The organism is Nereida sp., assembly GCF_965655635.1.
GTDB lineage: Bacteria > Pseudomonadota > Alphaproteobacteria > Rhodobacterales > Rhodobacteraceae > Nereida.
This window is the reverse complement of the sequence record NZ_CBFHHE010000019.1, coordinates 1-13,437: the sequence shown is the minus strand read 5'-3', so window position 1 is coordinate 13,437 and position 13,437 is coordinate 1. Positions and strand designations below refer to the sequence as shown.

Annotated in this window: 12 protein-coding genes; 8 read left to right on the top strand and 4 right to left on the bottom strand. The window is 49.1% G+C overall.

Annotated features, from left to right (window positions below; genetic code table 11):
* Positions 1 to 16 precede the first annotated feature (16 nt).
* Genes flgA through ACTF5M_RS07410 form a run of 3 tightly spaced genes read right to left on the bottom strand, consistent with a single transcriptional unit; the run spans position 17 to position 2,457 of the window.
* Entirely contained in the window at positions 17 to 748 is a 732-nt protein-coding gene (gene flgA, locus ACTF5M_RS07420) for a flagellar basal body P-ring formation chaperone FlgA (protein WP_438960400.1), read from the bottom strand.
* Positions 745 to 1,902, bottom strand: a complete 1,158-nt coding sequence (locus ACTF5M_RS07415) for a flagellar assembly protein T N-terminal domain-containing protein (protein WP_438960399.1) — start codon at positions 1,900 to 1,902, stop codon at positions 745 to 747. Before ACTF5M_RS07415 ends, flgA begins: the two co-directional genes overlap by 4 nt.
* A 6-nt stretch (positions 1,903 to 1,908) precedes the next feature.
* Positions 1,909 to 2,457: an LPP20 family lipoprotein gene (locus tag ACTF5M_RS07410; protein WP_438960398.1), complete on the bottom strand. Its 549-nt coding sequence runs from the start codon at positions 2,455 to 2,457 to the stop codon at positions 1,909 to 1,911.
* A gap of 261 nt (positions 2,458 to 2,718) precedes the next feature.
* Between ACTF5M_RS07410 and flhA the strand changes: the two genes are divergently transcribed.
* Genes flhA through ACTF5M_RS07390 form a run of 4 tightly spaced genes read left to right on the top strand, consistent with a single transcriptional unit; the run spans position 2,719 to position 7,875 of the window.
* Positions 2,719 to 4,881 (top strand): flagellar biosynthesis protein FlhA, encoded by a 2,163-nt coding sequence (gene flhA / locus ACTF5M_RS07405; RefSeq protein WP_438960397.1) that lies wholly within the window; start codon positions 2,719 to 2,721, stop codon positions 4,879 to 4,881.
* 11 nt (positions 4,882 to 4,892) lie between these two features.
* On the top strand, positions 4,893 to 6,338 hold the full coding sequence (locus ACTF5M_RS07400) for a hypothetical protein (protein WP_438960396.1): 1,446 nt from the start codon (positions 4,893 to 4,895) through the stop codon (positions 6,336 to 6,338).
* Positions 6,335 to 7,141, top strand: coding sequence for a MinD/ParA family protein (locus ACTF5M_RS07395; RefSeq protein WP_438960395.1), 807 nt, complete (start codon positions 6,335 to 6,337; stop codon positions 7,139 to 7,141). Before ACTF5M_RS07400 ends, ACTF5M_RS07395 begins: the two co-directional genes overlap by 4 nt.
* Positions 7,141 to 7,875 carry a sigma-70 family RNA polymerase sigma factor gene (locus ACTF5M_RS07390; protein WP_438960394.1) on the top strand — a complete coding sequence of 245 codons (735 nt, stop codon included), beginning with the start codon at positions 7,141 to 7,143 and terminating at the stop codon, positions 7,873 to 7,875. The genes ACTF5M_RS07395 and ACTF5M_RS07390 overlap by 1 nt, the downstream gene beginning before the upstream one ends.
* A gap of 380 nt (positions 7,876 to 8,255) precedes the next feature.
* On the opposite strand, the gene ACTF5M_RS07385 is transcribed toward ACTF5M_RS07390, so the two are convergent.
* Complete coding sequence (locus tag ACTF5M_RS07385) at positions 8,256 to 9,041, bottom strand: hypothetical protein (RefSeq protein ID WP_438960393.1); 786 nt, start codon at positions 9,039 to 9,041, stop codon at positions 8,256 to 8,258.
* A gap of 94 nt (positions 9,042 to 9,135) precedes the next feature.
* Between ACTF5M_RS07385 and flgB the strand changes: the two genes are divergently transcribed.
* The 4 genes from flgB to ACTF5M_RS07365 all read left to right on the top strand — a co-directional run.
* Positions 9,136 to 9,522 carry a flagellar basal body rod protein FlgB gene (flgB, locus tag ACTF5M_RS07380; protein WP_438960421.1) on the top strand — a complete coding sequence of 129 codons (387 nt, stop codon included), beginning with the start codon at positions 9,136 to 9,138 and terminating at the stop codon, positions 9,520 to 9,522.
* On the top strand, positions 9,522 to 9,938 hold the full coding sequence (gene flgC, locus ACTF5M_RS07375; protein WP_438960392.1) for a flagellar basal body rod protein FlgC: 417 nt from the start codon (positions 9,522 to 9,524) through the stop codon (positions 9,936 to 9,938). The genes flgB and flgC overlap by 1 nt, the downstream gene beginning before the upstream one ends.
* Before the next feature lie 14 nt (positions 9,939 to 9,952).
* Positions 9,953 to 10,654, top strand: a complete 702-nt coding sequence (locus ACTF5M_RS07370; RefSeq protein ID WP_438960391.1) for a flagellar hook assembly protein FlgD — start codon at positions 9,953 to 9,955, stop codon at positions 10,652 to 10,654.
* Between the two features lie 60 nt (positions 10,655 to 10,714).
* The coding region (locus tag ACTF5M_RS07365; protein ID WP_438960390.1) for a flagellar hook-basal body complex protein at positions 10,715 to 13,437 on the top strand (2,723 nt) is incomplete at its 3' end.

Genomic DNA, 13,437 nt, shown 5'->3' with positions numbered 1-13,437 from the left:
GATTAACGACGCAAGATCAGTTGATGTTAGCTATTGGAGACACTTTTTTTGAACTTTCGACTAGGGCGCTGATTTCTTTGCCAGAACGACTGTTCACAACTGTCACGATATCGCCAATTTGCGCATCTTCAAGTATTTTTCCAACGCTCGATACTTCAAACCCGTTCAGGCGCTGAATGATTTGCACAGGCTGGCCAGACTGTACAGCCCATTGATGTTCGAGGTGACGTGCTTTCAGGGGCTGCATCGCACTTATGCTTTGCTTGGTTCGGCGGCCAATTACATCTTCAATGCGGTAAAAGCTTCCTAGTCGGCTGCCTGCGGGTGCTGGCGTTAATGCAACGATGTCGTCGGTAATGATTGCGCCACGCTTTACGCTTGCAAGGAGCACCACAACTTCTGGGCCTGCTGCTTCGCTATCATTAGTGTCTGGTGTATCGGGCGTCGTAATTGCACCTGTACGCACTAGAATATACCACTCTTGGTCAACTTGAGGGCATGCGACCCGTGCGGTATCCCAATTGTCGTCAAATTTCGGGGTCACTTTCAGTTCCGCATCGCAGCTATAGTAACGTCGGCGTTCGGAAATATGAGGCTCCGCAATGACGCCATCGTCAGCCAATCGATCTATGATCGCTTGTTTGACATCAAGGCCGGTTATGACGTCAGATGCAAAACCCTGTGTGCCCATGATAGGAAAAGCAAAAAAAGATGCTAGCGCGAATTTCATGAATAGTCTGAATTTCATCTCTTTAGCTCCATGAATTGTACGGCCTTGCCAGTTAAATCTTTGGCATTCGTCGCACTATCGAGCGGTCGCAGGGTAGCCTCATGATCCGCAATAGAAGTGATTTCCAGTATCTCGTAGGCCGTATCACGTCCGTCGGTATAAGCGAGGTGATGAGTACTTAGGCCATCAAGACGGCCAAATGGGATCGTTAGCTTGCCACCGCGTACTGTCATCTGCCCAGCGAGGGTCTGGCAAGCCCGTTTGTCGACTAAATCTGCGACCAGTTGTGTTGTGATTTTTGCGATGGTTTTCGGCGCAGTTTGCCGTATGTCGCCGAGAGGTTTTAGCAGACTGCTCAACGGCCCGCGTTTTTTCAAAATGAGCTTATGTTCGTGAGTGGCGTGCAAAGTGTTCGTGTCAAAGGGGTTGTTCTCCAACGCTACTGTTACTTTTACTGGTAACCACTCCTCGCTTTTGGATAATGTTGAGCTGCCAATTTCAACACGCGTGCGCAGGTTTAAGGCGTGTCGCTCAGCTACAGGCGTGACGTCTGGCGCTGTGGCCACCCCTTGGGTCAGCGCAGTATAACTAAATTCAGCGGCAAGACTTGTCTGTCTCGGAGTAATATTAGGTGAGATAGTTGAAACGCCATTCGTATTGTCTAGCGCTTCGATAACCGCATTTTCGATATAAGGTCGCATGTTTGGCACCCATGCGGGCACCGCCTGGGCAAGGGCCATAGAAGGTTTGTGAACAACTACACTGAGTTGGGCCCGTCTTTGACAGGTTTTTGCGTCATCAAGTTGGCCTATGACAGCGCGAACCTTGACGACGGAGCGCTTCGATGAGGTTTCGCTAGACAGCACTGTATAGTCCAAAATTCTGGACTCTGGTCTAACCACGAGAACGTCACTGCGAAGAACCGACTGAGAAATAGCGCTGTATCCGCTGACCTGTGCCCCACCTTTGAGCGCCGCTTGATAGAGTGCTTCTTGTAGAGCCCGTCGTTCAAGATGTGCGTCGGACGCTGCACCTGTTGCAACTGCTTGGCCTGATGTTTCTATAGTTATGATGTCATTCGCTGATACATGAAGTGGTGCGATAACAGTGCAAATGCACGCAATAAACGTGCGTGCAATTATGGGAACAACATTTAGAAAAGCTACAGGCATTGGGCTTTACCGGCGACGATATGCTTTGAAAATTTGATCGATTGTCATCCGATCCATCTCAAGCTGAACTGCATATGTGTCAGTGCCGCGGGGTTCGATTTTGACGGTACGTGCACCGCGGATTGCACCGCTCACGCTAGCGCGCAAAGTGTCAGACTGGAGCACTGCTTCAGAAAGTTGCGTTTCCCCTTCAATCGTAAGTCCGTGGATTTGTTCGGCCAAGTTGCGCATCGCATCCATTCGCGCAGCACGGATCGCCATGAGGCGTCGCTGGTTTAGCGTCTTGCCTGGTTGCGATGAAATTACAGAATATCCAACTGCACCAATCGTTGGCGCTGGTGCTGTCTTGACTGTGCTTACATCTAACACCTGTTTCGTGTGAGTAAGCTGTTGCGCTTGTGCCTCTGACGTAAGCTGTTGATGTGACTTTGCGGGTGTCGGCGCGAACATGTCTGCGACTGTCATTTCACATCCAGACAAAACCAACCCTGCGGTGCCCGCCAACATAGCTTTGCGCAAAGATAGCGTGCTCGAGGTATAAAATTTGCAGCTCATGAGAGGGCTCCTGTAAAATAGCTGTTGCCCGAACTCTGCATGAAATGTGCCAGACCTCTCAGTTCAGTTGCGAAGCGGTCACATAGGTTGATGTTCGTTAACTTGGCACAGGGCTTGCATCTTAGGTTTGCCACCACGTTCGGTGGGAGGAAAACTAAGGCAACGATCTTTGACGCAACAGCAACATATCAAGGCAAAACACGAGCGTAAGCCCGCGGTTGGCATTTCGGATCGTCAGTTTTCGGACATGCGGAGGCTGTCATGGAATTGACACGTAACGCGGCACTACTGGATGATGCGAAATCGGCGTTGGGCGGTGCCGTCCTGCCTGTCGGTATACTTGTGCTCGTTGCAATGATGGTTCTACCGCTACCAGTTTTCCTCCTGGATACTTTTTTTGTTGTAAACATTTTGTTGTCGTTGCTGATCCTTATGGTCGCGTTGCACACACACAGGCCATTGGACTTTTCATCATTTCCAAACTTGATCTTGATCGCAACTGTTTTGCGTTTGGCATTGAACGTTGCCTCAACACGTATCGTCCTTAGCGAAGGCCACTCAGGGGGAGACGCTGCGGGTAAGGTCATTCAGGCTTTCGGCGAGTTTGTTGTGGCTGGGAATTATGCGGTTGGTATTTTTGTATTCATCATTTTGGTTATCATTAACCTTGTCGTTATTACCAAAGGTGCGGGGCGTGTGTCTGAAGTTACCGCACGCTTCACACTTGATGCGATGCCGGGCAAGCAAATGGCCATTGATGCAGATCTTAACGCAGGCATCATGTCTCCCGAAGAGGCTACAGCACGCCGCCAAGAAGTGGCTGATGAGGCCGACTTTTACGGATCTATGGATGGTGCGTCTAAGTTTGTTAAAGGCGATGCGATCGCTGGTTTGCTTATTTTGGCAATCAATATCGTTGGAGGCTTGATCATTGGTGTTGCGCAGCACCAGATGGCTGTTGGTGACGCTGCGCAGGCCTACATTCTGCTGTCCATCGGTGATGGTTTGGTCGCCCAGATTCCGTCTCTTCTGCTTTCTATTGCTACGGCAATCATCGTCACCCGCGTGTCTTCTACACAGGACATGGCGCAGCATATTGGTGGGCAGGTTAACCTGTCTCGCGCTTGGCTGCCTACCGCGGCGGTTATTTTCATTTTGGGGCTGGTCCCCGGTATGCCTAACGAACTCTTCATGTTCTTTGCAATCGGAGCGGCAGGTGCGGCGTACATCGCACGTCAAAAAGAGATGCTTGCCATCGATGAAGAAGAGGCCGCTGAAGATGAGGCTGAAGATGCCGTGGAAGGCGATAGTGATGCGGTGCTGCTCGCAGATGTAACTGATTACTCTGCCGTCTCTATGCAGCTTGGCTATGGTTTGATTAGCTTGGTTGATGAGGAACAGTCGGGCTCGTTGGTCAGCCGCGTGACTGGTATCCGCCGAGAGGTTTCGCGCGGGCTTGGATTTGTAATTCCGGGGGTGCGAATTAGGGATGATTTGGCGCTTGAGCCCAATCAATATCGCATTCGGGTTGGTCAGACGATTGTGGGTGAAGATGTGGCATACCCTGATCGCAAACTTGCGTTACCGGGTGATGATGCGCGCGTTAAGCTTGAGGGCATTGAGGTAAAAGACCCATCATTTGGTATGGATGCGGTTTGGATCCGACCTCAACAACAAGCGGAAGCTGAGGCGAACGACTATGTCGTGATCGAACCAGAGTCTGTTATTTCGACCCATTTGAGCCAGTTGTTGCATAAACACGCGGCGGACTTAGTGGGACAAGATGATGTTCAGGCGCTTTTGGATCAGCTCGCCGAGGCCAGCCCAAACCTAGTGAAGTCGATTGTCCCAAAGCTGGTGCCGCTACATGTTCTGACCTTGGTGCTGCGCAGGCTTCTGTCAGAGCGTATCCCAATTTCCGATTTGCGCCGCATTCTTGAAGGGCTGTCCAATTTAGTCGGGCCAAATATGGGCCCAAATGAAATGGCAGAGGCCTTACGCCCCACTTTGGCGCCATTATTGATCCAGCAAGTTTCGCCTCTTGGAACCGTGTTGCCTTTGATGACGCTTACGCCAGAGTTGGAGCAGTTGATGCTTCGGACCCACCGTCAAAATGGCGAGGGCGAACTGATCTTGGAGGGTAGTTTGGCCGAGCAGTTGATGCGTGCAATTAATGACAGCAGCGAAAAACTCAGCGCGGAAGGCCGTCCAGCCATTATGGTCGTGGCGCCGCAAATTCGCCGGGTCTTCTCTGATTTTGTCCGCTCACATATTCCTGACATGATCATTTTGAGCTTCACAGAACTTCCTGAAAATCGCCGTGTTGAAGTCTACAGCACAATTGGTGGTTTCGATGCACTTGGCAAAGATGGCGCTGCGTCAAACGAGACCTCCACGATTCAACATGAACCTGAAACTGTTTGAGGTAAATCGACATGCCTACAATTACTGTAATGGCGCCAGATAGTGCGCTCGCTATGGACGAAGTTATCCGCCAGTTGGGGGATGGTGCTTACATTCTGTCAACCAGCCAGAAGGACGGTATGATTCAAATCAAAGCGACGAACGAGCCGGCTAATTCGACTCCAAAACGATTAAGCTCAGTAAAGACTGTTTTTGAAGATGAATTAGAACGTCAGTTTTCAGGAGCGCAGAAGACGGCGCTGGTTGCAGCTTTGGGTGGCGCTGATGTTGCAATCCCCGAGGGGCCCGCAACTAAAGCAGAACGACCTACTTTGGTTTCTGTTGACGGTGGCTTGATGGAAAAAGTTGATGTGCAGTCTGCTGCTCATTCGGGGCCCACGCGAAAAGACGAATTGACGGGCAACAAAGGCAATGTGGCCGAACCGGAGGATGATGCGATCGTTTTTAGCAGTACCCGAACTGAAGCCGAGGGTAGCAGTACGCCCGAGCATGCGAAGGATCAACCGACGTCACCTGAAGATGTAATCCAGCAAAGCACAAATGTGCGTGACGCTACAGAAAGTCAGGGCGTCACAAGTAAGTTAGATGACATTGGTGATAGGTTGCAGCGTCTGGAGGCATCGCTGGGGCTGCAAAAATTACCGCCGTTGATTTTAACGAATAAGCCAGCTGCTTACAATGGGCAAGATTTCACTAAGGCGGGAATGTCGGATGCGATTGTGCACCGGGTTGTTTCGCAGCTTGCTGATAATGGTGTGACACCGACAACACATGAGCTGGCCCATGCGTTAGCGTCCGAGATGGTCGGGCCAAGTGGTGGTACCGCATTAGATGCAGATCTGCTTTTCGTCGTTGGGTTATCTGGAAGCGGTAAGACAACGCTAGCCGCGAAATTCGCAGCTTTGATGCGTGAGACCCGTGAGAACCGCACTGTTTCTCTTGTAAGTCTTGAAGATGATCAGACACCTTCAATTGATCTATTGAGCAGCCTTGGGCGGCTCATAAATGTGCCGACTACCCGTTGGATGATCGATCAAGTTGAAGTTTGGGGGACACCGCGTGATGGCGACACCACGATCGTTGATCTTGCATGTTCACAAAATAAGCTAGCACAAATCTGGCCGGACGTCGTTGCGCATTTTGCTGGAAAACGATGCCATGTAGTTTTGGCACTGGGTAGTGGTCTGTCAAGCGCTCGCATATCTGATGCGCTTGAGACGTCAGCAGTACTTGAGCCGGAAGTCGTTTTGACGAAGCTTGATGAATTTGAATGCGCACTGCCCGAATTGTCTACAATCGTCGATAATGATGCTCGGATCGGGTGGTTGGCCGGTACGCGATCGCTGGTTGGAAATTTGGCTCAGGCAACCTCGCCAATTATGGAACAGTATTTGCAAGGCTGCTTGGCATCGCCAGATGCAAACGGGCCTGAAGCAAATACGGAACGGATGCAATGATACATACTATTACGATCGCGAGCGGTAAGGGCGGCGTTGGCAAGACGTGCATCGCTGTGAACCTTTCGATGATGTATGCGCGGCTAGGTCTTCGTGTTTGCCTGTTTGATGCAGATTTTGGATTGGCAAATTCGCATATTTTGATGGGACAGAATGCAAAGCACACGCTTTCAGACGCGTTATCATCGGCAATACCAATTGAGGATGTTGCGGAAAGGGGGCCTGAAGGTGTCCGTTTGTTGGCGGGCGGCAGCGGTCTTGTCGACATGCTGAATATTGATAGCGCCAAGCGCATGCAGCTGATCCGAAACGTTGATGCCTTACAAGATGAGGTCGACGTCCTGATTACTGATGCCCCAGCGGGTGCAAGCGATAACGCATTGTCATTCGTCGCCGCGTCACAACATGTTCTGGTTGTTGTGGTCGCGGAGCCTACGAGTTTCATGGATGCCTATGCGGTCATCAAGGCAGCCCACCAAGAGCACGGGCTTCGTCATTTCTCGATTGCGATCAACATGGCGCGTGACGCAACAGATGCGAAGCGGAGCTTTGATAAGTTCCGAAATATCACCGCGCGTTTTCTAGATGTTGAACTGACGCTTGCGGGCCATGTGCCATTTTCTGCGGCAATGCGGCGTTCAGTCGTTCAGAGAACTCCGTTGCTTGCGCGCAAAAACAACACACCAGACAAAGAGCTGACGGCGTTCAAGAACCTGGCACAAGCTGTTTTGAGAGCGCCAGTAAACACCTTCGAGGGCATTCGGTTTTTCTCGGAACGTACAAAGATACGGGACAGTGTTTGATGACAATGCGCAACCATTATGCCGAGCAAAACCCGACAGCGGAAAGTCTGATAGAGGGCGAGGTGCAGACCGTTCGCCGCATTGCCTTTTACTTTCATGGACGGGTTAAGGGGGCTGTTGAAGTCGATGATCTAATCCAAATCGGATATCTCGGTCTCATCGACGCGAGCCAGAAATATGTAAAAAAGCCCGGGGTGTCTTTCTCGAGTTACGCCAAAGTGCGCATTAGGGGCGCTATCGTCGATTACCTGCGGAGCAACTCTAACTTGTGCCGCTCAACGATTGCGATGAAGCAAAAAGTTAACAAGGTCATTTCAAATCTTGAACGCAAACTTCAGCGTGATCCCTCTGATGCAGAAGTTGCATCTGAGATGGACCTTTCGATTGAAGAGTTGCGGAAATGGCAGCAAGCCTTCGAAGCGAACCTGCACCAGTCTATTGATGAAGTGCACGACGAACATTCCATCTGGTTTGTTTCTGACGAGGCTAACCCGGAAGAGGCACTTAGCAACCAAGATGTAAAACGTGGTCTGCAGATGGAGCTCGAAAAGCTTTCCGAACGCGAAGCATTGGTAATGCAACTTTATTATGTAGAAGAATTAAATGTCTACGAAATTGCCGAAGTTTTAGATGTTACCACAGGTCGAGTATCGCAGATTAAAAAGTCCGCAATTGGCAATTTGCGGGCCGGTATGAATGCCTTTATGGGCGAAAACACGATTAACGTGGCCTAACTTTTTACGAGCTGCTACATCGAAAACGTGGTTGTCCGACAGCGCGTAATGGCTAGTTCCGCGCGATCTTTAGCAATCACTTGGTTGGTTTCCAGATTAATACTGAAAGACCAATCATCTGATACGGCAATCACAGTGCTACCGTTAATTCCAGTAATCTCTAGCGGCGTAGTTACTCCAAGCCGCACTAGCTTGACCGGACTGCCAATTCGCACCTTATTTACGATCAACTCAAAAGTACCGGTTAAGCTTGAGTTGCAAGTGAAAGTTCTGTGTTCAAACCGAGTCATCACGTCTTTCCCGTACGTTGCTATCAATATGATGACACTAAGCATAATTGATATACTGAAGATGGGTTTTAGCATAATTACTCGTCCACTTTAGTTCTTTGTGTTATTGGCGTTGCTTTTCTCTGATTTTTCGTCTTTTTTCGTTTTTTCCGGCTCGGTGTCCTCGCCGTTAGCAGACGCATCTTGCGATAAAGTTTTAGGATCCTTCTTACTTACTGCTTTTTTTGTCTCAGTTGCTGAGCCTTTTGATCCGCCCTTCGGAACGGTACCCTTCTCACCCAAATTAGCTTTTTTCTTACTTATAGTCTTTTGAGATACGGTCTTTTTTTCATCTGTCTTATTCGTCATGGTGATGTCCGGGTCTACTGGTGGAGAGTCAGGTTGTATGATTTCCGCCTTTTTTGCTTCATGAAGTTTTTTGGCGTCTTCGTGATTTACTTCAATCACGGAATTTTCAAAAAACCTCATTCCGTTGACGACTGTCTCTTCTATTATTTTCACTTTTGTCCAATCAGATGCGTCGGCCCTTTCGTTCGCGATAGGCGTCACTTTTTCTTGTGGTGCTAACTTCGTAAGAGGTTGTGTTGGTTTACGTTTAGGATCAAGTTCTTCCAAACATCCATCCACGGTAAGGTCCTGCTGTTGGTCTAAGTGTTGGAGCCTTTGGCGAATAAGCCAGGTTTGCGCTGCAAGTGAGCCAAGTCTACGGGTTTCGTCTTTTTCTGTGCTGAGTTGATCGCGTAAAGTTGTAAATGCTTCGTCAAGCTTTTGGCTACTTACTGCGTTTAATATTCTAAGCCGCATGCGTTTCATTACGCTGGATAATTCGGGTACGTTGATATGTTTTTCGTTACTTAAATTATCTGTATCTTGCATTTTTTTCACCCTGTCGTTTGGTTTGGCATCCAACTTGCAAATACCGCTCCAACATTGGGACTTTTCCCAAATTATTTGAATGAGCGAGATCCAAATGGATGGTATCAGACAACACTTTGGAATTCACGATGATGCATTAGCACTGCGCTCTAAGCGCAATGATATCTTGGCGTCCAATATTGCTAACTCAGCTACGCCGCACTTTAAAGCACGCGACATTGACTTTGAAGCGACACTAGCAAAGGCCCTGCAATCAGGGCCTCTTACAACGACGAATGAGCGACATGTTGCGCAACCCTTGAACATGCGCGCCGATCGGCTTCATTACCGTGATCCAGTCAACCCATCTCTAGACGGAAACACTGTTGAGTTGGCCGTGGAGCAAATGCAGTTTTCTGAAAATGTTGTGCGGTATCAGACTTCACTGACTTTTATGAACCGGAAAGTTTCGGGTCTTCTATCTGCGATTAAGGGCGAATAATGTCTGATATTTCTAATATTTTTGACGTCGCAAGTCGTGCGATGAGCGCACAAATGACGCGGCTAAACACTGTTGCGAGTAACATTGCAAACGCACGCAGTATCGCTGGGAGCGCTGACGAGGCCTACAAAGCTATTAAGCCGATGTTTGAGACTGAGTATGCAAAACACTCGTCGGAAAATGGCATTGCAACCGTCAATGTCCGTGAAATTGTGACCACAGGCCGTGAGCCAACCAAAATTTACATGCCTGAACATACCAAGGCAGATGGAGAAGGCTTCGTTTGGCAAGCTGCGGTCGATGTCGAAGAAGAAATGGTCGAGATGCTTGAAGCTTCTCGTCAGTATCAAAACAACCTCGAAGTTGTATCGACCCTGCGCTCATTAATGATGCGTACGGTCAATATGGGCCGGTAGAAAAGGAAAATATTATGTCAAATGTAGAATCTTCAGGCGCAGCTGCGCAGCAAGCGATTTTCGATAAGCTTGGCATCAGTACTCAAAAAAGTGCTGAAGAGCGGGCAACGAGCGACGAGTTGGGTCAAGATGACTTCCTTCAGTTGATGACGGCCCAGTTGCAAAATCAGGATCCCTTCGCACCTATGGAAAATGGTGATTTCATTGCACAAATGGCCCAATTCTCGACCGTATCTGGTATCGAAGAGATTAACCAAAATTTTGAATCTTTGGCTGCCGAAATGAAGCAAACCCGAATTGCGACGACGGCAACTCTCTTGGGGCAGTCTGTTTTGGTCCCAGGATCAATGGCGCGCCCCGATGATAATGGCGAAATACATGGCGTCTTTGAGTTGCCACAAGCGGCCAGCGCTTCACGCGTTTCGTTTACTGATGCGAGTACAGGCGAGCTTCTTCATAGTGAAGATTTGGGTCCACAAGGCACCGGTTTAGTAGGATTTAGCTGGACCGAAATTCCTTCAGAGCTGCGCGAGGGTAACCGCAAAATCAAGGTGGAAGTGTCTGCCAATACCGGTAAGGGCATGGAGACGATGGGCCCGTCGATTTATGCGAGGGTCTTGTCCACTTCATCGTTTGGGGACCCGTCAGACACTGCGACACTTGATGTCGAAGATTATGGCACGATTGATGCAAGCACTATTAGCCGGATTAGATGATCCGTTTGCAGACGATGCCGCTTTCAAGCGCCATGAACACAAAAGACGAGAGGGTATTACATGTCATTCTATACCGCACTAACTGGGCTTAACGGCGCCCAAGCTGATATTTCGGCTACATCAAACAACATTGCTAACGTCGGTACGACTGGCTTCAAACGTAGCCGTGCAGAGTTTGGTGATATCTTCGCAACGTCTCCATTACAGAATGCATCGTCCTCAATCGGCTCCGGTACGATTTTGAAGGGTGTAAAGCAGCAGTTTACCCAAGGTAATATCGCATCGTCGCTTAATGCGCTTGATCTTGCTGTTTCGGGGCAGGGCTTCTTCGCATTGAAACCATCGTTGACGTCGACCCAGACTGTTTATACGCGCAACGGGTCATTTAACGTCGATAATGACCGATACGTGGTAGATAGTGCCGGCCAGTATTTGATGACCTACCCGGTTAACCAAGATGGATCCGTCACAGCAAAAGACCTCGATAGCGCAGTTCCTCTACAGTTGCCTGTCACGTCGGGTCAACCAAAAGCCACAGGTAAAATTGATTTGGGTGTGAACGTGCCAGCTGATGCTCCAGTTGTTACTGATCTTGAGCAATTTGCGGATGGATATCAATTCGATCCAAACGATCCCAACAGCTACACAAACTCAACATCAATCACAATCTTTGATGACCTTGGTAACCCTACAATTGCAACGATCTACTTCATCAAAACTCAGAATGCGTCTGCTGAGGATCCCACGAACAAATACGATACACGGCTGGTTATCAATGACACGATCATTGACCCAGATCTTGTGAACGCCGTCGATGATGCCGGAAACCAAATCTTTATAGATCGCTTCGGGAACCAGACCAATTCTGTCCCCGACGACAACTACTTTCTCGATGGTAAGGGGGCTCCACTTTATAAATTAGATGACTTGAACCAACAGGTGGATTCACAGCCTGCAACCATTCAGGGTGAGCAAAGTGCTTTTGATTTTGGTGAGGAAGGTGACAAGCTTGTAGAGATTGTTACTGATCCATTGCTCTTTGCGGCGACACGTGAGGCTAACAACCCTGATAGTGATCTGTTTTGGGGTAAGGACTTCTTGACGGTCAATGTTGATGATGGCGACGCACCGGTCTCGATCGATTTGCGCCCGGGCAAATACAACGCGGAGCAGTTGGCCTCTGAAGTTGAGAGGGCCATTAACGAAGCATATGGTGATGACAAGAAGATACAGGTTTTTCAAAATATCGATGATCGTCTAACGATCGATTTATTTAAGCTTGCACCAGATGGATCACTTCAAGGTTTGGGCGATAACAAGATTGAAATTGACCTTTTGCAGCCGTCTTCGGTCTCTGAAATTATGGGGCTAGACGTTGAGGGAGCGTCGCCTGATTTTACGCGTGAAGAGTTTTTGGCCCACACACAAACCCGAATGGTCGATGAACTGAACGACTACATTTATGACAGTGACGGAACTTTGGGGAGTGGCGCGGCGGCATTAGGTGTAGAGGGAAGCCTTTTCGTTCGCAGTATTGGCCAGCCAATGGATGAGCCCTACGAGGAGCCTGAAGTAGTTACAATCAAACATACTCAAGATGATGGTAACGGTGGTCTTACAGAAGACGAACGTTATTTGTCTTACTCGTATTACGGCAAGAGACCTGAGCTTTCCGTTTATGACAAAAATTCGACCTTAGAAAATGTTGATGCTGACGGTACACTTACTGCGAGTGGTGGACGCTCTGTAGTTTATGATAACACTCAAAACACGCTAACCGTGTATGTGCCCTCAGATTTTGGCTCGCCTTCATCTTCTTCAGTTAGGCTAGTTGGGACATCTAACAGCCAGAGCTTCAAAGATCATTTGAACGGACGCGAACTCAGGATATTCGAAAACATTCCCGTAGATGGTGAGAACGGTGACGACTATCAGATGCTTCGCATCGATACGTCTGGCCTGAATTTGCCAGAGTCTGGCTTTGAGCTCGACGGTTCTGGAATTTCGATTTTATATGAACCTTCCCAGGAACTTGAGGCCTTCTACGAAGGAGCATCCCCGACAGTGACTGGTGCCTTTGAAAACTTTAACTCGACCCGCATTGTTGTACGTGAAACTGGTGATGCAGCTAAACGGTCAGTGTCTGATCTTTCCTTGCAGGACGCTATCCGTTTTGAAGGGACGTTAATTGGAGATGTTAACACATCATTCGATGCGCTCGGCCTGACAAAAGCTGGTACGGAATATACAGCGTTGGAAGCCCAAAGCGCGGTAGACGCTGCCGAAATACACCAGTTCGCGACGTTGACGGTCTCAAGCTTTTCCGACACTAACAACGTGATTTCAGTAGGCACTAACGAGATAGTTGCAAATTTCCGCGGCGAAACTTTTTCTTCACTGGCAGCCGTTGCAACTCGTCTCAACGGGCTCGATGACACAACAGCTGCAGGCGTTTCCTTTTCAGTCATTGATGACGAGCTGGCAGTAACATCAGTTACGCCCAATCAGGATTTGGGGGTAATTTCGACAGCGACAATGACTTTTGGGACGGCTGCGGTTGCGGCAGACACCAGTGCAACAGCTGCGACGTTGACCATGGGAACACTGGTTGCCGCGGATGAGACAGGCAATACGCTGACTATGAAGGTGTCTATTGACGGCGGCGTAACCACAGAGGACGTGACCATTATTGGGGATGATTGGCAGACTAGCGGTGGTGGTACTGCGGCCATGGCTGCGGCGACTCAGGCTGGCCTTGATGATGCCTTCGGCGCCAACGTAGT